General features: G+C 30.9%; 19 protein-coding genes. 5 read left to right on the top strand and 14 right to left on the bottom strand.

All coding sequences use genetic code 11. The features are described 5' to 3' along the window. The first annotated feature begins 26 nt into the window (after positions 1-26). Positions 27-2,210, top strand: a complete 2,184-nt coding sequence (locus ASC72_RS09360; RefSeq protein ID WP_056190114.1) for a carboxy terminal-processing peptidase — start codon at positions 27-29, stop codon at positions 2,208-2,210. A 94-nt stretch (positions 2,211-2,304) separates the two neighbouring features. Beyond that, on the top strand, positions 2,305-3,093 hold the full coding sequence (locus ASC72_RS09365) for a DNA/RNA non-specific endonuclease (RefSeq protein ID WP_056190115.1): 789 nt from the start codon (positions 2,305-2,307) through the stop codon (positions 3,091-3,093). On the opposite strand, the gene rpe is transcribed toward ASC72_RS09365, so the two are convergent. The 14 genes from rpe to ASC72_RS09435 form a co-directional block, all read right to left on the bottom strand. Beyond that, positions 3,070-3,732 (bottom strand): ribulose-phosphate 3-epimerase, encoded by a 663-nt coding sequence (rpe, locus tag ASC72_RS09370; RefSeq protein ID WP_056190117.1) that lies wholly within the window; start codon positions 3,730-3,732, stop codon positions 3,070-3,072. The two genes, ASC72_RS09365 and rpe, sit on opposite strands and share 24 nt — an antisense overlap. Before the next feature lie 337 nt (positions 3,733-4,069). Beyond that, complete coding sequence (locus ASC72_RS09375; RefSeq protein WP_007804760.1) at positions 4,070-4,933, bottom strand: RNA polymerase sigma factor RpoD/SigA; 864 nt, start codon at positions 4,931-4,933, stop codon at positions 4,070-4,072. Between the two features lie 139 nt (positions 4,934-5,072). Next, complete coding sequence (locus tag ASC72_RS09380) at positions 5,073-6,806, bottom strand: hypothetical protein (RefSeq protein ID WP_056190119.1); 1,734 nt, start codon at positions 6,804-6,806, stop codon at positions 5,073-5,075. Beyond that, a complete protein-coding gene (locus tag ASC72_RS09385; protein WP_056190121.1) occupies positions 6,794-7,996 on the bottom strand; it encodes a DUF4249 domain-containing protein in 1,203 nt (400 codons plus the stop codon). The genes ASC72_RS09380 and ASC72_RS09385 overlap by 13 nt, the downstream gene beginning before the upstream one ends. 5 nt (positions 7,997-8,001) lie before the next feature. Next, positions 8,002-10,740 carry a TonB-dependent receptor plug domain-containing protein gene (locus ASC72_RS09390; RefSeq protein ID WP_056190124.1) on the bottom strand — a complete coding sequence of 913 codons (2,739 nt, stop codon included), beginning with the start codon at positions 10,738-10,740 and terminating at the stop codon, positions 8,002-8,004. Between the two features lie 20 nt (positions 10,741-10,760). Beyond that, the gene (locus ASC72_RS09395) at positions 10,761-11,477 is read right to left on the bottom strand and encodes a hypothetical protein (protein ID WP_056190126.1); all 717 of its coding nucleotides are present in this window, start codon (positions 11,475-11,477) and stop codon (positions 10,761-10,763) included. Positions 11,478-11,687: 210 nt separating this feature from the next. Continuing rightward, positions 11,688-13,403, bottom strand: a complete 1,716-nt coding sequence (locus tag ASC72_RS09400) for a hypothetical protein (RefSeq protein ID WP_241775670.1) — start codon at positions 13,401-13,403, stop codon at positions 11,688-11,690. Between the two features lie 14 nt (positions 13,404-13,417). Beyond that, positions 13,418-14,617 carry a DUF4249 domain-containing protein gene (locus ASC72_RS09405; protein ID WP_056190130.1) on the bottom strand — a complete coding sequence of 400 codons (1,200 nt, stop codon included), beginning with the start codon at positions 14,615-14,617 and terminating at the stop codon, positions 13,418-13,420. A gap of 12 nt (positions 14,618-14,629) precedes the next feature. Beyond that, the gene (locus ASC72_RS09410; RefSeq protein ID WP_056190132.1) at positions 14,630-17,407 is read right to left on the bottom strand and encodes a TonB-dependent receptor domain-containing protein; all 2,778 of its coding nucleotides are present in this window, start codon (positions 17,405-17,407) and stop codon (positions 14,630-14,632) included. Positions 17,408-17,412: 5 nt separating this feature from the next. After that, the gene (locus ASC72_RS09415; RefSeq protein WP_056190135.1) at positions 17,413-18,156 is read right to left on the bottom strand and encodes a hypothetical protein; all 744 of its coding nucleotides are present in this window, start codon (positions 18,154-18,156) and stop codon (positions 17,413-17,415) included. Between the two features lie 182 nt (positions 18,157-18,338). Then, positions 18,339-20,474 (bottom strand): polyribonucleotide nucleotidyltransferase, encoded by a 2,136-nt coding sequence (locus ASC72_RS09420; RefSeq protein WP_056190137.1) that lies wholly within the window; start codon positions 20,472-20,474, stop codon positions 18,339-18,341. 159 nt (positions 20,475-20,633) lie between these two features. After that, on the bottom strand, positions 20,634-20,900 hold the full coding sequence (rpsO, locus tag ASC72_RS09425; protein ID WP_026983900.1) for a 30S ribosomal protein S15: 267 nt from the start codon (positions 20,898-20,900) through the stop codon (positions 20,634-20,636). A gap of 173 nt (positions 20,901-21,073) precedes the next feature. Next, a complete protein-coding gene (locus tag ASC72_RS09430; RefSeq protein WP_056190139.1) occupies positions 21,074-22,018 on the bottom strand; it encodes an energy transducer TonB in 945 nt (314 codons plus the stop codon). Between the two features lie 40 nt (positions 22,019-22,058). After that, entirely contained in the window at positions 22,059-22,514 is a 456-nt protein-coding gene (locus tag ASC72_RS09435) for a GAF domain-containing protein (protein WP_056190141.1), read from the bottom strand. Between the two features lie 71 nt (positions 22,515-22,585). On the opposite strand from ASC72_RS09435, the gene xrtF reads away from it, so the two are divergent. From xrtF to ASC72_RS09450, 3 genes are read left to right on the top strand one after another with little or no spacing between them, the layout of a single operon-like run. Beyond that, positions 22,586-23,122: an exosortase family protein XrtF gene (gene xrtF, locus ASC72_RS09440; RefSeq protein WP_056190144.1), complete on the top strand. Its 537-nt coding sequence runs from the start codon at positions 22,586-22,588 to the stop codon at positions 23,120-23,122. Next, positions 23,112-23,558 carry an exosortase F system-associated protein gene (locus ASC72_RS09445; RefSeq protein WP_056190146.1) on the top strand — a complete coding sequence of 149 codons (447 nt, stop codon included), beginning with the start codon at positions 23,112-23,114 and terminating at the stop codon, positions 23,556-23,558. The genes xrtF and ASC72_RS09445 overlap by 11 nt, the downstream gene beginning before the upstream one ends. Before the next feature lie 45 nt (positions 23,559-23,603). Beyond that, on the top strand, positions 23,604-24,002 hold the full coding sequence (locus ASC72_RS09450) for a hypothetical protein (RefSeq protein WP_056190149.1): 399 nt from the start codon (positions 23,604-23,606) through the stop codon (positions 24,000-24,002). Positions 24,003-24,047: the final 45 nt, after the last annotated feature.

A 24,047-nucleotide genomic window follows, 5' to 3' on the forward strand; every position in this document is an offset into this window, starting at 1 on the left:
TTACCGTAACTTAGATTAAAAAATTGATGAATGCTATTATTAAATTTATGAAAAGAAATTATAAAATACTTATAGCCGTATTATGCTTGTCATTAACATTATTTGCTTTTAAAATTAATGCAGATAAGTCAGTAGATCCGGATCCAAACAGAGATAAAACACTTTTAGAATTACTTGCCTTTGTTATTGAAAAAGGACATTACAGTCCGGCTGAAATAAATGATGAGTTCTCTAAAGGAATTTTTAAAGATTATATTGATGCTTTAGATCCTTCAAAAAGGTTCTTTTTACAGTCTGATATTGATGAATTTAAACAATATGAGTTGCAATTAGATGACCAGTTTTTGAATAAAGATCTGACGTTTTTCAATCTGACTTATACAAGATTAATGAAGAGAATGGAAGAGAGCAAAAAACGTTACAAAACGATTTTGGCACAACCTTTCAATTATAATGTTGACGAGACTTTTAATGCGGATTATGAGCATCTTCCGTATGCTAAAAATGCAACCGAAATTAATGAAAGATGGAGAAAACAGATTAAATTATCTACACTTTCATCTCTTGTTACTAAACAAAAATTAGAAGAAGATAAAAAGAAAACAGATGCCGCTTACAAAGCAAAATCTTTTGAAACTCTGGAAAAAGAAACTCGCGAGAGTTCTTTAAAATCTTTAGATGATAATTTTAGTTTAATTAAAGATTTGAACAAAGAAGATTGGTTTTCTGTGTACGTAAATTCAATTATGACACGTTTCGATCCGCATACAAGCTATTTTGCACCTGAAGAAAAAGATCGTTTTGATGTAAATATCAGTGGAAAATTAGAAGGTATCGGAGCGAGATTAACTAAGAAAAATGACTTCACTCAAATTGATGAATTGATTTCAGGAGGACCAGCATGGAAAGGAAAACAACTTGAAGCTGGTGATTTAATTTTGAAAGTAGCTCAAGGAAACGAGGAACCTGTAGATGTTGTAGGTATGCGTTTGGATGATGTTGTGAAAAAAATTAAAGGTCACAAAGGAACTGAAGTAAAGCTTACAGTTAAAAAGGTTGATGGAAGTATAAAAGTAATTTCAATTATCAGAGATGTGGTTGAAATTGAAGAAACATACGCAAAATCTAGTATTGTTGAAAGAAACGGATTGAAATATGGTGTAATTTATTTGCCTAAATTCTATATTGATTTTGAAAATAAAGATGGTCGTGATGCCGGAAAAGATATCGCTCTTGAAGTGGAAAGATTGAAAAAAGAAGATATCAACGGAATTGTGCTTGATGTTCGTGATGATGGTGGTGGATCTTTATCTACAGTAGTTGATATTGCAGGTTTGTTTATTGAAGAAGGACCAATTGTTCAGGTAAAATCTGCAGGGAAAAAGAAAGAAGTTTTATACGATAAAGATAAAAAAATCGAGTGGGACGGACCATTAGTAATTATGGTGAACAGCTTCTCGGCTTCGGCTTCAGAGATTTTGGCAGCTGCAATTCAGGATTACAAACGTGGCGTAATTATTGGAAGTAAACAAACTTACGGAAAAGGTACAGTGCAAAACGTTTTAGATTTAAATCAATTTGTTCGTAATGCAAATTATGGAGATTTAGGTGCCTTGAAAATTACTGGTCAAAAATTCTATAGAATCAATGGTGGTTCAACTCAGTTAGAAGGTGTACATAGTGATGTGGTTATGCCGGATCGTTATGCTTACTTAAAAATGGGTGAACGTGATATTGACAATGCAATGCCATGGGATAAAATTGATCCGGCAGATTATAACATCTGGACTTCAAATGAGAAATTTAATCAGGCGATTGCAAACAGTAGAAGTAGAATTGCAGGTAATGCTCAGTTTAAATTAATTGAGGATAATGCGAAGTGGATTGATGTTAAAAACAAAGAAAACACTTATAGCTTAAACATCAATAGCTTTAAAGCGACTCAGGAACAAGTTGAAAGTGAAGGTAAAAAATACAAACCAATTGCAGATTACAAAAACAATCTGGTTTTTAAATCTTTACCGTACGAAGAACTTGAAATGAATAGCGATGCTACTTTAAAAGAAAAAAGAGACGCATGGCATCAGTCATTAGCAAAAGATGTTTATGTTGAAGAAGCATTAAACGTGCTAGACGATTTACAAACTAAAGGGTTAGTAAAAAATAGTGTTACGCCTAAAATGAAAAAAGATAAATTAGTAAAATCTTAATTTTATAAAAGATAATTTGTTATTAAACGCTCCAGAAAAGTTTATTTTTTGGAGCGTTTTTTTTGTAAGTTTAAGGCATAAAGATATTCTGTAGATGAGAAATTATATTTTGTTAGGTTTGATGATTTTGCTATCGATTTCCTGTAAAAAAGAAATGATAAATAGTAATGTTAAAAATGATTTGAAAGAGACTGAATCCAATTTTGTGTCCAATCAGAGTCGTACAGATTCGGCTTATACTTTTGCTTATTTGCCAACTTCAACAACGAAACAAATTGTAAAACATAAATATTATACACTTTCGTATAATGAGAAATTCGAGCAGGCTGAATGGGTTGCTTATGAGTTAAAGAAAGAATATCTCAAAAATAACGATTTTAAAAGACCTTATTTTATCGAAGATCCTAAAGTAACCACCGGTTCTGCTGATTGGAGAAATTATAAAAAATCAGGTTATGACAAAGGACATCTTTGTCCTGCCGGTGATATGGAGTTTGACAAAAGTGCTTATACGGATACTTTTTTTACTTCAAATATTTCTCCTCAAAAACATGATTTTAATAGTGGTATCTGGAATAGGTTAGAGCAGAAAACACGTTATTGGGCTGAAAAATACAATGATATTTATGTCGTAACAGGGGGAATTCTGAAAAATTCAGATAAAAAAATAGGAACAGAAGAAGTGTCTGTTCCTAAATATTTTTATAAAATCATTTTGGCTAAATCAGGAAAAGAACACAAAGCAATTGCTTTTTTGGTTCCGAATGAAGATAGCGATAAGTCACTTTATGATTTCGTTGTTCCAATTGAAACTTTAGAAAAAATGACCGGAATTGATTTCTTTCCGAATTTGAAAAATTTAGAAAGTAGTAAGGGCTTTTAATTCAGCTATAGTCTGAGTTGGATCTTCGGCTTTAAATACAAAGCTTCCGGCAACCAAAACATCGGCTCCGGCTTCTGCTAATTGTTTTGCATTTTTGCTGGTGACGCCTCCATCAATTTCAATAATAGTTGAAGCGTTTTTACGAGTAATTAAAGCTTTAAGCTTCGCAACTTTAGCATAAGTATTTTCGATGAATGATTGTCCTCCAAAACCAGGATTCACGCTCATAATAAGTACTAAGTCAATATCGTTGATTACATCTTCTAATAAATCAATATTAGTATGAGGATTGATTGCAACTCCTGCTTTCATTCCTTCCGCTTTAATAGCTTGTAAGGTCCTGTGTAAGTGGGTGCAAGCCTCATAATGCACAGTTAAAATGTTTGCGCCTAAATCTGCAAAAGTTTTAATATAACGATCTGGGTCAACGATCATTAAATGTACGTCGATTGTTTTTTTAGCATGTCTCGAAATGGCTTCCAAAACAGGCATTCCGAAAGAAATATTCGGAACAAAAACTCCGTCCATAATATCAATATGAAACCAATCAGCCTGGCTGTTGTTGATCATTTCAATATCGCGTTGCAAATTAGCAAAATCAGCAGCAAGAACAGAAGGAGCAATAAGTGTATTCTTCATTTTTTGTAGTTGTGTGTTGTTTTTGCAAAGATAAATTTTTAAGCGCAAAGTTCGCAAGGATTTGCGCAAAGTTCGCAAAGCTTTGTGAACTCTACGTTATTGAAAATCTCAAAAAGATAAAAAAACCTTTGCAAACTTTGCGGTTAAAAAAATCTTCAATTAGGGCCAATAAAAAACTCCGGTAATCAGCCGGAGTTTCAATCATCAATCAAAAAACGAACAGTCAATCAAACTGTTGTTTGCTTTAAGGTCCAATATAAGTAGTTTTGCAATAAATTCCAAATTCCAATAAAATAATTGGGATTTGGAATTTCTAATATTGGGTTTTGTGGGTTTTTTACCCAAGATAAGTTTTAAGAATTTTACTTCTTGAAGTATGTTTTAATCTGCGGATTGCTTTTTCTTTAATCTGACGTACACGTTCACGGGTTAAGTCGAAAGTTTCTCCAATTTCTTCTAATGTCATTGGGTGCTGATCGCCAAGACCAAAATACAAACGAACAACATCAGCTTCTCTTGGAGTTAATGTTTCTAATGAACGTTCAATTTCAGTACGTAATGATTCGTGAATTAACTCTCTGTCAGGATTTGGAGATTCTCCAGAACGTAAAACGTCATAAAGGTTAGAATCTTCTCCTTCAACAAGAGGTGCATCCATTGATAAGTGACGACCAGAGTTTTTCATAGACTCTTTTACGTCATTTACAGTCATGTCAAGTTCTTTTGCAATTTCTTCAGCAGAAGGCGGACGCTCATTAGATTGCTCTAGTAACGCATACATTTTGTTGATTTTGTTGATAGAACCAATTTTATTTAATGGTAAACGAACAATACGTGATTGTTCTGCCAAAGCCTGAAGGATCGATTGACGAATCCACCAAACTGCGTAAGAAATAAATTTAAAACCACGAGTTTCATCAAAACGTTGAGCTGCTTTAATTAATCCTAAGTTTCCTTCGTTAATTAAATCAGGAAGCGTTAAACCTTGATTTTGATATTGTTTAGCAACCGATACTACGAAACGTAGGTTGGCTTTTGTAAGTTTTTCTAAAGCTCTTTGATCACCAGCCTTTATTCTTTGTGCTAATTCTACCTCTTCATCAGCGGTAATTAGGTCAACTTTTCCGATTTCTTGTAGATATTTATCTAACGATGCAGTTTCACGATTGGTTACCTGCTTGGTGATTTTAAGTTGTCTCATTTTCTTGTCTCCTTATTTTTAAAGTGTACAAATGGTTATACGTAAGAAGTTTCAAAAAAGTTACAATAATTATAAAAAAAAATAAAAAGATCCGTTTCAACATGCTGAAACGGATCTTTTTATTTTAAGTATTGAAGTTTTAATTTGAGATTAAATCCTGTATTTCAATATTTTCTTTTATAAAAACTGGTTTTCCTGTAGCCGAAAATCCTTCTAAAATTATTTCATATTTACCTGAAACATCAGATGCATAAAAAGATATTTTTGAATCTAAATTACTCAAATCAACTTTTGGCATCCATAATAATTGATGCCTGTAATCTGGAATTCTTGAATATTTGCTATCTGCATAATCTGGCTGAAAATATTCTTTTTTATATTGAGGCCTTAAAATTTCTGGCCTAATTATAAAATTACCTTTAAGACTGGTGTCATAATCTCCATTTTTGGTTGTAAAAGCAACAATTCCGTTGAATGATTTTGAGCCATAATAATAAAGTCCTTTTACAACATTAACTTTATAAATGTTCTTAGGATTATAGGTAAACAATTCATTTACATTTTGAATAATTAATCCGTCAACGACTATTAAAGCAGGTATTGTTGATTCATAATTAGGGTCATAATCGTAAACGTGTATGGAATAATCGTTGTTGATTTTTTTGAAGTAAACACCAGCTACGACTTCTGTAATTGTTTCTGTCATTGTTGGGAATCTTGTAAATACATCCAATTTAAATTCTTTAGATAAAGAACCATAAAATGCAATACTATCGTTAGGAATTATAATACTGTCTTTCTTTTTGGTATAATAGGCATTTTCGATTTGAGTAGAAACTAAACGTTCCGTTACATTATTTACAAAGTCTGAATTAAACTCAAAAACGGGGAACATCAAATTTGAAATATCAATATCTTTCTCTTGGTCAATTGCTACAGTATATTCTTCTTTATTGTCTTCAATTACCTGAACAAGAATGTTTGAATTTGCATTCGGTTTTTCTAAATTAAATTGAAATTTACCCTGATCATCTGTCTTCGTCAATTTCAAATCATTGTATTTACCTACAATAGAAAGTGCCACTTTTTTATTTTTAACTTCTGCTGTGTTAGAGGATAATTTTCCACTTATTATCTCTCCACGTAATTCAGGAAGTGCAAAATCAATATTGTTAATTTCGGTACTGAAATTTCTATTTTGATTTTCCGCTTGTAATTCTTTGAAATTTATTTTATTTTGAGATAGTAAGCCATCTGTTTTTCTAACAGATAAGATATAATTTCCTTTAGCAAATTCCTCAGAACCGGTATTGATTTTAAATTCTATTTTATCTCTGTTTTTGTATGTTTTACTTTTTAGATCAAAAGAAATATTGTCATTTGTTATTGCTTCTGTCTGGAGAACTTTCTGAGAGATAAGATTTTTTGATTTTTCTTTGTATGGATTTATTATAAAAATATCTTGATTAAAATATACTGAAGCATTTTTGTTCAACATCCAACTGGTATAACCAATTATTTTATAGCTTCCGGTTTCTAAAGTGGTTGGAATAAAAAAGTCACCATTTGCGACTCCATTTTCAAGGAATAATTTATGGGTAAAAATGGTTTTCTTATTACTGTCTATTAGTTTAAGATAGGCTACTTTACTATATTTTGATGGAATATTTGTTGTACTATTTATACAGAAAAACTTGTAGAGTAAAGTTTCTCCGGTTAAGAATGAGTTTCCATTTGTACTAACGTAAATTGACTCGTTTAACTTTTTGTCTATCTCATTCAGTTCGTTTATAGTATTGTTTTTCTGAGCAAAACAAATTTGCTGATAACTTACTATTAAAGCTATGACTAGTATATATTTTAATCTATCCAAAATGATGGTTTTATATTTGATGAAAATGATGTGCAATCTCCGCATTCTATAGGGTACAATAAATACTGAGGACCTTCATTAGGAAAAAAGACTTTAATTTTTGTTCTAATTAATTCTACTACCAAATTTCCCTGACAGCCTGCATTTGGATTTGCAGAAAAGCAATAATTGAAAAAGTACTGCCCAAAATCTGATTCTGGTATTTCTGTAGGACAGTCATACTGATATTCTGGTCTTCGTTCTTTCGGGAAAAGATCTGTAAAATTGAAAAATATTCTTTTTTCAGAGTATGACGATACATCAAAATATCCTATTACTTTTTCTGATGGATTATTTTCTGATTTAATATTTCCATAAAAAAATCCAGGTTGCGTTTGAGATAAAATACTTCCATTATTTGATATTTCTTTTAGTGTTTCAGAAAAAGTATGAGCAGCCAGGCTCTGAATATATTGTTTTACTAAAATGCTATACCTGTTTCTTATAAATTTATCAGCACTTGGAATGAATCTAACTGGGAAATTAGTTACTTTATCTTCTGATAAATCGCTTGTACTGGTTAAAAGCAAAGTGTTTGATTTCTCAGTTTTATAGCAAAATTTTGCCTCACTAGTTCTGTTTTGAAGAGTCACCCCTCCATTATTTACCACTAATTCTTGTGGGTACCATTTTGGTGCAATAATTTGAGAAGTTTCTTCATATTCATATCTGTAATATTTTGATGAATTAGTTGGGTCATTACTATTTACTGTAATTTCTGCTCCAAGAACTCCTTCTTTGGTAACTGCGGCAACGTTTACACTTTCAATCTGGGTTTGTTGTGGTAATTTTTCTGCGCTTGAAACGTATGATCTTCCATCTTGTGTGCGAATATGCAATTCATAAGTTCTGCCCGGACTTGCCTGAAATTCATTTATTGAGGTATAAGATGCTGCATTCTCTTTAAAATCGTATTTGTTTCCCTGATCATCGGTCACAAAAACAATAGCTTTGGTTTCGAATGTTGGTATTTTTTCTTCAAGCTTATAGGTTCTGGTAAGTTTTATTTCCTGAGTTTTATATTGATCAGTTATAGTGGCCTCTATTGTAATAACATCATCAAATCCGTTAGTTTGATATTCATACGGAGTGGTACACCCAACAGTTGTTGAGAGTATTAATATTGTGAGAAATCTGAATAAGACTTTCATAATCTTTAAAATTTAAAATTATAAGTAATAGTTGGTATCGGAACTGCAAAAATAGAGGTCTGATAGGCTTTAATCTGTCCTTCTTTTGTTACAAAAAAGATGGAGTAAGGATTGTTTCTTCCCAATACATTGTAGATCGAAATATTCCAGAAACTATGTGCTAATTTTTTTATTTTATGATTTCCTTCAATGTTAAGTCCTATGTCAAGTCTGTAATAATCAGGGATTCGGTATTTATTTCGGTCGCTGTACATGGTATATTCAGCGCCTTGATAAAAATATTTACCTATTGGGTAAGTAACAGGTCTGCCGGTTTGATATACAAAATTAGAAGAAAAGCTATAGCGATGTGTAAATTTATAATTCATTACAATACTAAAGTCGTGTGGCTTGTCAAAATTGGTTGGGAAATATTCACCGTTATTTACTTTTTCATCATTAAACTGACTGTCCAATTTTATAAATGTTCTAGAATATGTATATCCAATCCATCCGTTAAGTCTTCCGTTCGGCTTTTTCAATAAAAACTCAACTCCGTATGCTTTTCCGTCTCCTTGCAATAACTCAGTTTCTAAATCCTTATTTAAAAGAATATTGGCACCTACTTTGTAATCTAATATGTTTTTTGATGTTTTATAATAGCCTTCCAGACTTAGCTCAAGGTCTTTGTATTCTAATTTTTTAAAAATACCTAATGAATATTGTAATCCACTTTCTGGTTTTACATTCAAATCAGATAATTTCCAGGTATCGGTTGGAGACTGAGTTGTATTATTTGTTAGTAAGTGAATATATTGGAAATTTTTATCGAGACCAGCTTTTACAAATAAACTTTCATCAAAGATATATCTCAAACCTATTCTTGGCTCAAATCCACCAGATGTATTGATAACTTGATTATTAGTATATGTCTTTTCTGCGGTTACAGTCGAAGGAGTCATAGGAACGCCTTCTTCATAAATTTTTTGTGTGGATGGTCCTAAAGCTGCATAAAGAGAATATCGGGCTCCAATATCCAATAATAACTTTTCAGTAATTTGAAATTTATCAGAAAAAAATACAGCTGATTCCAGTCCTTTTTCATTATCTACTTTTGTAGGAGTCACAATTGAAGAGTCTCCATTTGGGCTTAATTCTCCCGGATTAACTTTGTATAATTTACTCGTTATTCCGTAAGTGAATTTATGGTTAGTATTAAGTTCGCTATTGAATTTTAAATTTGCCTGAGTCTCATTTATTTTATATTTGAAAATAAATGATTCAGGATTAGTAGATTCATAATTAATACTGAATTTATATTCGCTGTTTGTAAAGTTTAGTTCGCTGCTGTTTTTTTCATTAAAAGCATGTTTCCATTTTAGAGAAACAAGGCTATTGCTGTATCTGTAAATAGAGTCAGGAGTTATACTATAAACATCTTTACTGTAATATCCGGTTCCTTCTACCGAATTGTTTTTGTTTATCTTGTGATTGTATTTTGCAAATAAATCATAAAAAGAAGCCTGGCTATTTTTCAGGTTTTCATCATCCAATTGCTTTAAAATCCAATCTGAATAGGTGGCTCTTCCGCCTATTAATAAACTTGCTTTATCCTTTACTACAGGAATTGAAACCGTAAGATTGCTTGTTACTGGACCGATTCCGCCTTCTCCCGATATTTTTTCGGTATTCCCATTTTTAGAAACAATGTCAAAAACAGATGATAACCTGCCTCCAAATTCCGGAGGTATTCCACCTTTGTAAATGTCAACTTTGTTTATAGTATAAGGATTAACAGAGGAGAAAAATCCAAAAAGGTGTGTCGGGTTGTAGATGGTTGCATTGTCCAATAATATCAGGTTTTGATCTTCTTTTCCTCCTCGGACATTAAATCCTGAAGAACCTTCACCAGCAGTTTTGATCCCGGGAATAGTTAATGCAACTTTAAAAATATCCCGTTCTCCAAGTACTAAGGGGATATTTTTAATTCCCTCAGCTTCGATAGTTGTAACACCAGTAATTGCTGTTCTTATATTTTGGCTGTCCTTTCCTTTTACCAATACTTCATCTAATTGATTAATTTTTTCGATGATTGAAAAATCCAAAGTACCGTTACTATAAATCATGATTTTTCGAGAAGTACTATTGTGAAATATGGACTCGATTTCTATTGTACTCAGACCGGTAGGAAGTTTTAAGCTATAAAATCCTTCAGTATTTGTAATAGTAGATATGGCAGTATTTTTTGCTTTTACAGTGATATCCGCCAGAGGTTTGCCATCTTTTAAATCTGTAATATGACCTGAAAGTGTATAAAGTTCAACATCTGAATCTAATGTTTCTTTACCGATTAATGCAATAGAAGCTGATTCTAATTTATTTTTTTTGACAGAATCATATTGTTGGAAAAAGATTGGTACATTAGAATCTTTTGTTCCGTTACTCGGTAATTTGCTATAAATAACACTGTTTTTTGTTAATATGATTTTGTTTTTACTAATAAAAAAATTAAGATCAGTGTCTTCTAAAACTTTTGACAATAATTCTTCAATAGTCTTATTTGAATAATCACCTGAAATTAAAACAGTATTGTCGAACCAATCGTCCTGGAAATAAAATTTATAATTAGTAGACGCTTCAATTTTTTTTAAAACATCAACTCTGCTGATGTTGTTGTAATTAATGTTAATTGTGTTTTTTTGAACTTGTGAATACATTAACTGATTAAAACCGAAAAATAATAAAAGGATTGTGAATATTCTCATTTGGATGATTTCTGCAAATTTTAATTATTAATGTACTTGATAAGGTTTTTCATGAATAAGGAAGGATTTACTTTTCTTAAGTCTCTATTCATAAGATAGAAATCATTTATTTTTCTTTTACCGTCAGGAAACAGCGTTATGATTTCTTTTTTTTCAGTTATCAAATTATACTTGTTTTCTTTTAATAAGACAAACTCGTATTTGGGTACATAATCAATTAAATTAATTTCATCTTTAACGCTTTTCTTTTTTTCTTTGTAATATTTGATATAAAGCGTAATGTTATTTCCAATTAATATTTCCTCATAATATCCACCTTTGAAGATTGATGTGTTTAATACTTTAAGGTTAGTAAATTTATCATTACCAATAGTAAAAGACTTGATTTTATCTTTAACAAGGTTGATTTTGGTTGTGTTAGCTTCATCATAAGGTCTTAAAACCAATTCGTCACTATAAATGTCGTATTTGAGAAACAAATCAAAATACAATTGGTCATTGTAGTTAATACTTCCTTTCTTGAATTCATCAATCAAATAGCGATTTTGATTAGTAGCCGTCTTGTCAAAATTCAAATGTGCTAATCCATTTTTGAAATCTAAAGATTCTAAACCTAAATTTTTATCGAACCAATTATAGACTGTAATGTCATCATTTGTTTGACCTTGGCTAGAGTGAATATTTAAGAATAATCCAAATAAAACAAGGAAAATAGTTTTTTGTTGATGATTTTTCAAAGGATTGGTCGTTTTAGTGTTTTGTTTTGGTTGATTTCAAAAGTATTAAAAAAATGTTATAGATTTTGACTATAATTGTTAAAATGTGATAAATTATTTGTTATTATTAACGGAAAATCCCAATTCAAATGAATGAATTGGGATTTTTGTAAATATTTTATTAACTAATATGATTACTTATCTTAAGAACAAAATGTTTTTAATTAGCAATTACATTTTTACTTCTATCGTTTCTTTTAAAGAAACCGGCGATCCGTTTTTTGCAAAACCTTCAAGCCTTACCTCGAAAATTCCGGAAATATCTGATGTGTAAAAAGAGTTATTGTTCTTGCTGTTTATTACTACTTCAGGATTCCAGAACAATTGATTTCTGAAATCTGGAATTGTTGCATTATCGCTAGAATTAGTATACTCAATTTTGTTGTATAATTTTTTTGGCTGTGGTCTTAATACGGTTGGTTTTGCAATAAAACTTCCGGTTTGTGTGTTTTTAAAATCTTTATCAAAAGTGATGAAATTAATTAAACCATTAAAAGATTTTGAGCCAACATAATATCTTCCAATAATAAGATCAATCTTATAAACATTTTTGATGTTGTAATTCATCAAACCATTTTGATTTTCTAAGTACAAGCCATCAACCAAAACTAAAGCTGGGTCTGCTAATTGTGGAAAAACACTCGGATCGTTTACGTGTAGATATACTTTGTCGCCTACTTGTTTGTGATAAATTTCAGTTGCAACTTCTGTCATTGTTTCTTTTAATGTTTTAAATCTGGTATAATCATCTAAAATGTATTCTTTGGCAAGTGGATAATAGAAAGTTTCAAGTATTGGCGTTTTTTCAATATGATCTATTTTTTTATGGTAATATGCGTTTTCAACCTGACTAGAAACGGATCTGTCTAAAAGACTTTCCTTAATCGTATACGATAAATTAGCATTTTGCTTAAAAGATAATTTTGAGTAATCTATTTCCGGAGGATTGTTTATTGTCAGATTATAATTAATAGCTTTTTCATCAATAACTTGAACAGTAATATCTGATGTGTAATAGGTTTTATTAATGCTAAATATAAAATTTCCTTCGGTATCTGTTTTGACTACCTTAAAGGCAAAAGATTTTCCAGGAATAGATAAGCCGATACTTATATCATTAACTTTATCAGTAATATTTTGAGCTGTAATTTTGCCGGTAATAGTTTCTCCTCTAAGTTCCGGCAAAATTATTTTTTGACCGTTATTTTGTAAATCAAGCAAGACCGGATATGATGATTTCATAGCAAATTCTACAGCAGAGATTTGACTTATAGTAGGTATGTTGTCTAATTTTCTAACAGATAAAGAATAATTTCCATCTATAAAATTGGCGTTTGCAGATTCAATTTTCAAATCAACTAATTCACGATTTGAAAATGTCTTTTTTTTCAAATTAAGTTTGACATTATCGTTTGTGATGTTTTTTTGATTTGATGAGATTTCAGAACTAGTTGAAGAATTAACTTCATTTTCAATTAAAGTGTTTTCAGAAGTACTTTTCTCTGTTGTCTTGTAAGGATTAACAATATTGATGTCTAATTGAAACAACTCAGAAACTGGTTTGTTTAACATCCAATTGGTGTAACCTATAAGTTTGTAATTTCCTGTTTTTAAAGTAGTAGGAACGAAATAATCGCCTTGACCAATCCCATTTTCTAAAGAAACCTTTATTTTAAAAACAGATTTTTTATTATTATCTACAAGTTCTACGTAACTAACTTTGCTAATGTTGCTTGGTGTTTTATCTGTAGATTTTAAACAATAAATTTTAAACAATAAGGTTTCACCCGAAACAAATGTCGTGGCATTTGAATGGATAAAAACAGCCTCGTCTAAAAAGATGGTTTGTTGTGCACCAACGAATTGTGTACTTATTAGTACAAACAATATGATAAAGTGTTTTATTCTGTCCAAAATGAAGGTATTATATTAGATGAAAATGATGTGCAATCTCCGCATTCGACCGGCACCATAATGTAATCTATTGGATGATTTAAAAAGAAATATGTTATCCTATTGTCCTTTAATCCATTAATTAATGTAATACCCATGCACGGAGGATCTCCAAAACCAAAACAAAATCTATAAGTAGACAATGTACAATCCGTGAAATATGGAGGAATTTCTTCACCAGGAAATAGGTCTTTATAATTGAAAAATATTCTCTTCGACGAAGCAGATGAAACATCAAAAAAGCCTATTACCTTTTCATTATTATTAGTTATGCATTTGATATTACCATTTAGTATACCTGGTTGCTTTGGTGATAAGGTGCTTAAGCTGGTTGATATTTCCTTCATTATTCTATAAAAATTGTACGACTCCAAACTTTGCACATATTGTGTCACAAGAATGCTATATCGATGGCTAATAATATAGTTTTGATCGCTAATAAATCTTACCGGGAAATTTACTCTATCTTCATTTAAATTTATAGTACTAGTTAAAATTATGTCATTTGATTTTTTTGTGCTGTAACAGGTTTTAGTATTTAGGGAATTTGGTTCTAAGGTGATTTGTTGTGGACCGGTGACAATTGCTTTGGTATCGCTCCACTTTGGAGCAATTATTTTATATGTTTCTTCATATTTGTATCTGTAATATTTAGAAGTATTAGTAGGATCATAACTTTTTACATTTATTTCCACACCCCTTCCTTCATTATTTGTAACAACCTTCGGAGTAATACTTTCTATTTCATTTTTTGTTGTTAAAGTTTGGTTTGATGATTGATATCTTTTTCCATCAGATGTAAGAATATTAAGTGTATATTGTATGTTGGGCTCTGCCTGAAATTCATTTTCAGAAACATAAATTCCTGATTCTTCCTTAAAGATATAATTCTTGCCTTTGTTGTCATAAACATTTACGGTTGCTCCAAGTTCAACTTGAACATCTTCATCTTCAAACTTAGATGTCTTAGTTATTTTTATCTCTTGTTTTTTAAACTCATTAGTTATAGTCGCTTCTACTACTAATAATTCTTCATAATTATTGGTTTGTAAATTATATGCTTCACTACAACCAATAAAAATCGAACTTAAAAGCAATAATAGAACTATTTGATAAATAAAAACCCTTCTTATTTTTGTTAAATTCATTTGATTCTGATGTTAAAATTTAAAATTATAAGTTATACTGGGTACAGGAATAGAAAAGATAGATGTTTTATGACCTTTCACTTTTCCGCTTTGGTCAGTAACAAAATAAATCGAGTACGGATTATTTCTTCCTAACACATTATAAACTGATATGTTCCAGAAACTATGCGCAAGTTTTTTTATTTTATGATTTCCTTCAATGTTAATTCCCATATCTAAACGAATATAATCCGGAATTCTATAAGCGTTTCTGTCGCTATATAATGTGTATTGCGCATTTCCATATTGATAAGTTCCAATAGGATAGGTTATAGGTCTTCCGGTTTGATACAAGAAATTGGTTGATAAACTGTAACGTCTTGTAAATTTATAATTTAAAATGGCACTTAGATCGTGAGGCTTGTCGAAATTTGCCGGAAAGTAATCTCCATTATTTACCTTTTCGGAACTAAATTGGCTATCCAGTTTAATAAGTGTACGGGAATAGGTATATCCAATCCATCCATTTAATCTTCCTGTAGTTTTCTTTAATAAAAGTTCAACTCCATAAGCTTTTCCTTCACCTTGTAATAATTTGGTTTCAACATTTTGATTTAACAAAAGTTGTGCACCAATTTTATAGTCAAGAATATTTTTAGATTTTTTATAGTATCCTTCAAGACTAACTTCATATTCTTCATCTTTTAGATTTTTAAAGAATCCTAAAGAGATTTGTTGTGCAGTTTGAGGAGCAACATTTGAATCTGATAATTTCCATGTATCTGTGGGGGATTGTGTTGTATTACTTGATAAAAGGTGTATGTATTGTCTTGTCATATCATATCCGGCCTTTATCGAGAAATCTTCCGTAATAAAATAACGTGCTGCAAGACGAGGCTCAAAGCCTCCATATGTTTTTATAGCTTCATTTTTTTTATAATGTATGGTTCCTGTTACAGTTTCGTCGCTTAAAGGTAAGCCTGCCTGATAAGAATTTATATCAGCTTCTCCTAAAGCTGTATAATAAGAATATCTCAAACCTAAATCAAGCAATAATTTCTCGCTTATTTTGTAGCTGTCTGCTAAGTAAATTGCCGATTCTAAAGCTCTCTCCTTTTCAAGATCAGTCGAAATTAAAAGAGATTCAGGATTTTTAGAGTGTTGATATCCTGGTGAAATATTATAAAGTTTGCTTGAAATTCCGTACGATAAATTATGTTTTGGAGTTAATTGATAATTTAGTTTTAACTGTAATTGCGACTCGTTTACTTTATATCCAAAATCAAATGAATTAAGATCATCAGAGTCATAATCAATATTAAACTTATATTCACTATTAGTAAAAATTAAAGCGGCTTTACTTTTTTTGTTAAAAGTATGATCCCATTTTAATGAAGCAAGTCTGTTACTGTATTTATAAATAGAATCTGAACTTAGACTAAAACGGTCATGACTATAATATCCTGTTGCTTCAATATTGTTGTTGCTGTTAATTGCATTGTTGTATTTCAGGATTCCGTCATAAAATCCGGCTTGACTATTTTTTAGATTTTCATCATCCAACGATTTCAATATCCAGTCAGAGTAAGTGGCACGGCCTCCAAGAACAATACTCGATTTGTTTTTTTCGATTGGTAAACTAAGTGTCAGATTTGATGTAATTGGACCAATTGCGCCTTCACCGGAAAATTTTTCAGCATTTCCGTTTTTTGTACTAATATCAAATACAGATGATAGTCTTCCTCCGAAATCTGCAGGAATACTTCCTTTATAAATGTCTGCTTTTTTAACGGTATACGGATTTATAGATGAGAAAAAACCTAAAAAGTGTTGTGGGTTGTAAAGTACTGCATTGTCTAAAAGTATTAAATTTTGATCATCTTTTCCACCTCTAACATTGAACCCTGCCGATCCTTCGCCGGTAGTTTTAATACCTGGAAAAGTAGTTGCAACTTTTAAAATGTCTCTTTCACCAAGAATTAACGGAACATTTTTTATTCCTTCAATATCAATAGAAACTAATCCAGAAACAGTGGTTTCGATTTGTTTTTTCCCTTTTTTATTAATTACAACTTCATCTAACTGATTTGATTTATCGTTAACATTAATATCAAAAGTACCATCATCATAAACCATTAAAGTCTTTGTTACTTCTTTATGATTTAATGACTGTATTTCGATAACATTAATTCCTCTTGGAAGTTGTAAAGTATAATTTCCATCAGAATCACTAGAAGTACTGATGTTTTTTTTTCTTACTTTAATGTAAATGTTGGCTTCAGGTTTACCAGTTTCGGCATTTTTTATTGAACCTGATATAGTATAATTATTCTTGGCAATATTTTTATTCTCTTTACCAATAAAAACAATTGATGCTTTTTTCGTTACGCTATAACTGTTTAATGAATCATATTGCTGATAAAAAACAGGATTATCGCTACTGTTATTACTCAAGGTTTCAATTGGAGCATCACTGAAATAATTGGAAGGTAAATCATCGTGAATAGTCCTGTTTAATGTCAGGATTATCTTGTTTTTTAAAATGATAAAATTTAAATCAGTTTGATTTAAAATTTTATCCAGTAACTCATCGATTTTAATATCGGTATAAGTTTCATTTATCAAAGTTTTATTTGAGCTGAACCAGATAGGATCAAAATAAAATTTGTTTGATGTTTTTACTTCAATTGCCTTTAATGCGCTTTCTAAAGTATCATCTTTGAATGTAATAGATATTCTCTCATTCGAATTTTGGGCAATAGATAATTGAAATGAGAATAAAATTGCCCAGACGAGTATAAATTTTTTCATTTGTCTTATTTAGGTTCAATAGAAAGAGAATTACTAATGTACTTCATCAAATTTCTCATAAATTGATTTTCGTCAGATTTTCTAAGTTCCCTATTCATTAAATAAAACTCATTGATTTGTTTTTTTTGATCTGGAAGAGATTTTATTAGATTGTTTTTATTTTTAATTGGATATATTTTATTTTTTAAATTAAGATAATATAAGTTATTCTCTTTAAAAAGATAAGAGAGCATACCTTCATTAATAACTTTTTGTTGATTTTTGCGATGTTTAATATAAAAAATGGCATTAGTTGCAATTTTGTTTTCTTCGTAATATCCTGTTGCGAATTGAGGAACTAGTGAATCTTTTTTATCAATATTAACAAAATTTTTATCTTTAATTGAAAAAGATTTAACCTTGTAAGTAGTAATATTAACACCAAAATTTTCGGATTCGTTTAAAGGGCTTATAACTAACACGTCTCTGTAAATGTCATATTTCAGCTTTACATTATAATAATTTAGTCCTTCGTAGGTAAGATTTCCTAATTCGTATTGATTGATATAATACAAATGGTTGTTGTTAATTGCTCTGTAAGGATTCGTATGGGGTATGCCATTAATAATATCCAGATTCTCTTTTCCTACTATTTTGTCAAACCAATTATAAATAGAGATATCGTTGTTTGTTTGACTGTAAATTATTGAAATATTCAAGAATAATCCAAATAAAGTAAGGGAAATCGATTTTTTTTGATAATTTTTCAAAGGATTCTGTAGCTTTTGATGAATTGTTTTAGTAATTTCAAAAGTATCAAAAAAATGTTATAAATTTCACGTATAAGTGTTAAATTGTAATATAATATATATGTTTTTAAAACGAAAAACCCCAATTCAAATGAATGAATTGGGGTTTTCTATGAATAAACCTTTAGTAAACTAAGATCTGATTACTCTTTTTTCTCCTCACGTGGAGGTCTTTGTAAAAGCGCTTTTCTTGACACTTTTTCTTTTTTCGTTTTAGGATCAACACCTAAATATTTCACTTCAAAAACGTCACCCATGTTAACTACATCAGTAACATTTTCAGTACGTTCCCAAGCTAACTCAGATACGTGTAATAAAACTTCATTTCCTGGTGCAGCAGTATATTCTACTACAGCTCCAAAATCTAGCATTTTAATTACTTTAACTTCGTAAGCTTCTCCCATTTGTGGTTTAAAAGTGATTGACTTAATTTTAGCCAATACTGCTTCAATTCCAGCAGGATCTGTACCTAAGATTTCGATAACACCTTCTTCGTTTACTTCGTTGATTACAATAGTTGTTCCAGTAGCTTTTTGTAATTCCTGAATTACTTTTCCTCCAGGTCCAATTAATGCTCCAATAAAGTTTCCAGGAATAGTTCTGGTAATGATTTTAGGAGAATGTGCTTTAACATCTGCATTTGGTTTTGCAAGAGTTTCAAGTAATTTTCCTAAAATATGCAAACGTCCATCACGAGCCTGAGCTAAAGCCTGCTCCATGATTTCGTATTTCAATCCGTCAATTTTGATGTCCATTTGACAAGCTGTAATACCTTCTGAAGTTCCAGTTACCTTGAAATCCATATCTCCTAAATGATCTTCATCACCTAAAATATCAGATAAAACTGCAAAACGCTCACCATCAGTAATCAATCCCATCGCAATTCCAGAAACTGGACGAATCATTTGAATACCAGCATCCATTAATGCTAATGTTCCAGCACAAACTGTTGCCATAGAAGATGAACCATTTGATTCCAATACTTCAGAGACAACTCTGATTGTATATGGATTTTCAACAGGAATCATGTTTTTCAAAGCTCTTTGAGCTAAATTACCATGTCCAACTTCTCTTCTTGAAGTTCCTCTTAACGGACGAGCTTCTCCTGTAGAAAATGGTGGGAAGTTATAATGCAAATAAAATTTTTCTTCTCCTTGTTCAGATGGTGAATCAATTTGGTTTGCTTCTCTAGACGTTCCTAAAGTTGCTGTTGCCAAAGCTTGAGTTTCTCCACGCGTAAATAATGCTGAACCGTGAACAGATGGTAAATAATCTACTTCACACCAGATTGGTCTGATTTCTGTAGTCTTTCTTCCGTCAAGACGAGTTCCTAAATCTAAAGTTACATTACGAACAGCTTCTTTATTAGTTTTATAGAAGTATTTAGAAACTAAATCTCCGTTTTCTGCCAATTCTTCTTCCGTAAATAATGCTTTTACTTCTTCTTTTACAGCATCAAATGCAGCAGAACGTTCATGTTTAGCTGAACCTTTGCTTGCAATGGCGTAAATCTTATCATAAGCCGCTGCTTTTACTTTTGCGTAAATGGCATCGTCTGTTTTTTCAGTTTCATAAGTACGAACTTCTTTTTTTCCAAAAGCAGCAGCTAATCTTTCCTGCGCTGCAATTTGTACTTTAATATGTTCGTGAGCAAATTTAATTGCTTCTAACATTTCTGCTTCTGAGATTTCTTTCATTTCTCCTTCTACCATTGCGATAGAATCAGTCGAAGCTCCAATCATCATATCAATATCAGATAATTCTAATTGTGCACGAGATGGATTGATGATAAATTGACCGTCAATTCTTCCAACTCTAGCTTCAGAAATTAAAGTTTCAAAAGGAATGTCAGACAAAGCAAGTGCTGCCGAAGCTGCCAATCCTGCTAGTGCATCTGGCATAACTTCATCATCATGAGACATTAATTGAATCATAACCTGAACTTCTGCGTGATAATCACTTGGGAAAAGTGGACGTAAAACACGGTCAACTAATCTCATTGTTAATACTTCGCTATCACTAGGGCGAGCTTCTCTTTTAAAGAAACCTCCAGGAAAACGACCTGCTGCTGCAAATTTTTCGCGATAATCTACCGTCAATGGTAAAAAATCGATACCTGGGCTTGCTTTTCTTGATGATACCACTGTTCCTAAAATGACAGTTTTACCAATTCTTACTACTACAGAACCATCAGCTTGTTTGGCTAAACGTCCTGTCTCGATTGTGATGCTTCTGCCATCACCTAAATCGATTTTTTCTACAAATAATTGTGGAATCATAATTTTTCCTTATTGGTTATACAATGGGTTTTAGTTGTGTTGTAGTTGTTGTGTGTAGTTGTTGTTTCTAAAACCCAATGAAAAACCAAACTTTTTTTCTTAAAATGCTTGTAATGTAAAAACAAAAAGAGGCACTCTCGCACCTCTTTTCTATATTGATTATTTTCTGATATTCAATACTTTGATAATCTCACGATATCTGTTGATCTCTTTCTTTTTCAAGTAATCCAACAAAGCTCTTCTTTTACCTACTAATAGTACAAGTGAACGCTCAGTGTTGTAATCGTGACGATTTTTTTTCAAGTGCTCAGTTAAGTGTGAAATTCTGTAAGTGAACAATGCAATCTGACCTTCTGCGCTTCCAGTGTTTGTTGCAGCACCGTGTTGAGCGAAAATCTCTTCTTTCTTTTCCTTAGTTAAATACATTCCAATATTATTTAATGATTTTTATGTATGTCTTTACAACTTTTGTAAGACGGGTGCAAAATTAGTTTAAAAAAACAAAAGAATCAAACAAAAATAAAAGAATCTGAAAAAAAGAGACTAAAACTGCGATTACTGCTTTTTTGCCATTTTTAAAATACCCAAAAAAGAGCTTTTTATAAAGTAACAGTAATAGGTATAGAGTAGAGTACCCGAACAGTAACTCCTCGTTGTTGTCCTGGAATCCAGTTTTCATAACCATTAATTACTCTTATAGCTTCTTCATCAAGTCCGTATCCTAAAGACTTAAGGATTTTAGGTTCAACAATTTTTCCTTCTTTATCAATTATAAAGGAAATAATTAATTTACCAGTTATTTTATTTTGGATTGCCTCTGGGGTCTTTGTGAAATTTTTACCTACATAATTATAGAAGTCCTGAATTCCTCTTTTAGGGACTGCTCTTAATTCGAGAACATTATATTCGCGTTCAACCCCGGAAGAGTCTGTACTCTTCCCGTTAATAAATTCACCTTTTTTGTAAACGTCAGTATATTTATACTTGTATTTGTTATTAACTCCAGTCCATATACCATCTTTAACTCCGTTTTTTACTTTTCCTCTTACAATTCGGTCCTCTTCATTTTCTTCAAAATCACCGTTGCCGTCTATTACAAGATGTTTGTTTTTAGAATCCCAATACTGATAAATTTTAATGTCAGAATTTAAACCTTTTTCAGATTCTATATGTTCACCCTCTAATTTTGGATTTCCATTTTCGTACCATTCAAAAAATTTTCCACTTATTCTGGATTTAGAATAATTCTCTGCTATTTTTTTATTTCCGTTTTCATAATAGTAAATAAATTCCCCTTCTCTTGAATTTCCATTATTTGTTTTTGACGTTCCTTGCATTTGCAAAACACCAGATTTATAGTAATCAAATACTTTATAGAATTCTTTGTTAGCGTAATAATCTTTTATGATTCTGTAAAACTTGTGATTTTCTTTTGTGGTTTCTTTCCAAATAGAATCAAAATAAACAACTTTATCTGTTGCGTTTTGAGAGAAAAGAAAAATAGGGACTAATAATAGGAGTATAACTAAAGAATAGTTTTTCATAAATTGATTGAAGTAGGTTTAAAAACAGCTAAAAGGGGTATTAAAATAATTTAGCAACTTCCTGATTTACAAATTCTAAAAAGCGTTCATCAGCTTCAGTAAACGGGTCAATAACATGGCTGTCAATATCAATTTGGCCAATATTTACTCCATTCACAAATAAAGGAACTACAATTTCAGATTTTACTGTAAAACTACAAGCAATATAATTGTCTTGCGCAGCAACGTCAGGAACAACAAAATTGGCATTGCTTTCAGCAACTTGCCCACAAATACCTTTTCCAAAAGGAATTACAGTATGATCTGTTTCTGCACCTACATAAGGACCAAGATGTAAGGTTTTATTTTCATGATTCGCAAAATAAAAGCCAACCCAGTTATAGTATTCTACATTTTTGTTTAATAACTGGCATATTGCCAATAATTTTTCGTCTCTAACGTTATTATTATCAGCAACAATAGCGCTTATTTTTGGTTGTAATTCCTGAAATGTCATGATATAAAAATTTTATACAAAAGTATTTAAAGCTAATATCAAAAAATACATAAATTTGAAAAAAAATTCTCTTGAAAAAATATTTAGTACAATTTAAGCCTTTCTTGATTTTTATAGGCACTTTCTTTTCGGCTTATATTGTGCTGACCTTACTTTATAAATTTTATTTAAACAGCTTTGCTGCCAATGATGTTGATGGAATAACTACTATTGTTAGTCATAATGTAGAACAGGTAATGCAGTTATTTAATTGTGATAGCATTATTCAGAAAAGTGTATTACATCCTTATTTTGAAGTGTGGTATAATGGAAAATTTACGATTAGAATTATAGAAGGTTGCAATGCAATAAGTGTTATTATTCTATTTGTCTCTTTTGTAATTGCTTTTTCCGGAAAATTTAAAACAACTTTATTGTTCATAATAGCAGGAAGTGTTTTAATTTATATTTTAAATGTGCTTCGCATTGCAATTTTAACTGTTCTGCTATTTTCGTTTCCTGAAAATGAACATATTTTACATGGCGTTTTATTTCCTTTAATTATTTATGGATTAGTTTTTATCTTATGGGTATTTTGGGTTAATACATTTTCAAAATATGCTAAGTAAATTATGGGAACATAAGATTAAAATTCTAATCGCAATATTTATTGTAATGTGTTTTGGATTGATAAGAACTTTTGAAAGTCAATTGTTTTATGATCCATTTCTGGATTATTTCGAGTCGGATTTCAAAAATTTACCATTCCCTCAAGTTGCTGTTTTTAAGCTTTTTTGCGGACTTTTCTTTCGGTATTTTTTAAACACTATTTTATCGTTGATACTTATTTACGCACTATTTCGCGATAAGGAGATTTTAAAGTTCACTACTTTTCTTTATGTGTTTTTTTTAGGACTACTCTTAGTGTTGTTTTTTGTGATTCTGAATTATTTCCCTAACGGGAATTGGCTTCTTTTTTATGTGCGACGGTTTATTATTCAACCGATATTTGTTTTGCTTTTCATTCCTGCATTTTATTATCAGCAAGTAAATTTTAAAAAATAACATTTCATTTAATCTTTTCTGCGGTTTTTTAAATAGTTTTGCAGTATGAATTTAAAAAAGTGCACAGGATTATTTTTAGCGTTCCTATTGTTGGTTTCCAACATTGGGTTTGCTTTTGATGTGCATTATTGCGGAGGAGAAATTGCCTCTGTCTCATTAAATACGTCTGTTTCGGCATCTCCAGAAAAGAGTTGCTGCGGATCTTCTGAGAAAAAATCATCTTGTTGTAAAGATAAAGTAGTGCATATCGAAAAGAAATCGGATAATGCTACTTTTAAAATGTTCTTTTTTCAAATTGCTTTTCCACCAGTAATTCAAGAGTATAAACCAATTGCGTTTTTATCTGTTCCAAATTTCAAAAGCAATCAAATCACTTCGTATTACTCTGATGCGAATGCGCCCCCCTTATTCAAATTATACAACCAATATATTTTCTACTCCTGATTTTAATGTTTTAGAGTCAAGTCTTTTTGTGGCTTGAAGTGCACT

Origin of the sequence: Flavobacterium sp. Root420 (assembly GCF_001427905.1) — a bacterium.
In the GTDB taxonomy this organism is placed as follows: Bacteria; Bacteroidota; Bacteroidia; order Flavobacteriales; family Flavobacteriaceae; genus Flavobacterium.